Genomic DNA, 1065 nt, shown 5'->3' with positions numbered 1-1065 from the left:
TTGATCCGTCGTTGGTCAGTGCATGGGACGTCCTGGGCCGAGGCTGGCCGAGCTGGTGTTGTCGGATCACGAGCGGCAGGTGCTCGGCGCGTGGGTGCGGGGCCAGTCCACCCCGCAGGCCCTGGCGTTGAGAGCCCGGATCGTTCTTGCGTGTGCCGAGGTCGAGCCTGACGGGCTTGCCCGCTCGGCCAGTTCGGTGGCCGCCTCAACCGGGGTGACCACGGAGACGGTCTCCAAGTGGCGGGGCCGTTTCCTCAAGGACCGTCTGGACGGCCTCGGCGACGCACCCCGCCCAGGCCGGGTCCGGACGGTCACCGACGAGCAGGTCGCCGAGCTGGTCCGGGTGACTCTGGAGACGAAACCGAAGAACGCCACGCACTGGTCGACCCGCTCGATGGCCGAGCGGGTGGGCCTGTCCCAGTCCACGGTCTCGCGGGTCTGGCGGGCGTTCGGTCTCCAGCCGCACCGGGCCGAGTCGTTCAAGCTGTCCACCGACCCGTTCTTCGTCGACAAGGTCCACGACGTCGTCGGGCTCTACCTCGACCCGCCTGAGCGGGCGTTGGTGCTCTGCGTGGACGAGAAGTCCCAGATTCAGGCGCTGGACCGCTCGCAGCCGGTGCTGCCGATGATGCCCGGCGTCCCCGAGCGGGCCAGCCACGACTACCTGCGCGCGGGCACCACAACACTGTTCGCCGCCCTGGACGCGACCACCGGCAAGGTGATCGGCTCCCTCCACCGGCGTCACCGCACCGCCGAGTTCAAGAAGTTCCTGGCCAAGCTGGACCGGGAGGTCCCGGCCGGCCTGGACGTACACCTGATCTGCGACAACTACGCGACTCACAAGACCGAGACCGTCAAGAAGTGGCTGCTGGCACACCCACGCTTCCACCTGCACTTCACGCCGACCGGCTCGTCCTGGCTGAACCTGGTCGAGCGGTGGTTCGCCGAACTCACCAACAAGAAGCTCCGCCGCGGCGTCCACCGCTCCGTCCAGGCCCTCGAACGCGACATCCGCGCCTGGGTCGCCGACTGGAACACCGACCCCCGGCCCTACGTCTGGACCAA

General features: G+C 68.9%; 1 protein-coding gene. It reads left to right on the top strand.

Features of this window, described 5'->3' with window-relative positions; genetic code table 11:
• Window positions 1–22: 22 nt before the first annotated feature.
• Window positions 23–1065 (top strand): IS630 family transposase (locus tag ACFXPX_RS43915; RefSeq protein WP_380533209.1); only part of this gene is annotated, 1043 nt, incomplete at its 3' end.

This window comes from Kitasatospora sp. NPDC059146 (assembly GCF_042786665.1).
Taxonomy (GTDB): Bacteria; Actinomycetota; Actinomycetes; order Streptomycetales; family Streptomycetaceae; genus Kitasatospora.
The sequence above is the reverse complement of the archived record's forward strand: the minus strand, read 5'-3'. Positions and strand labels throughout refer to the sequence as shown.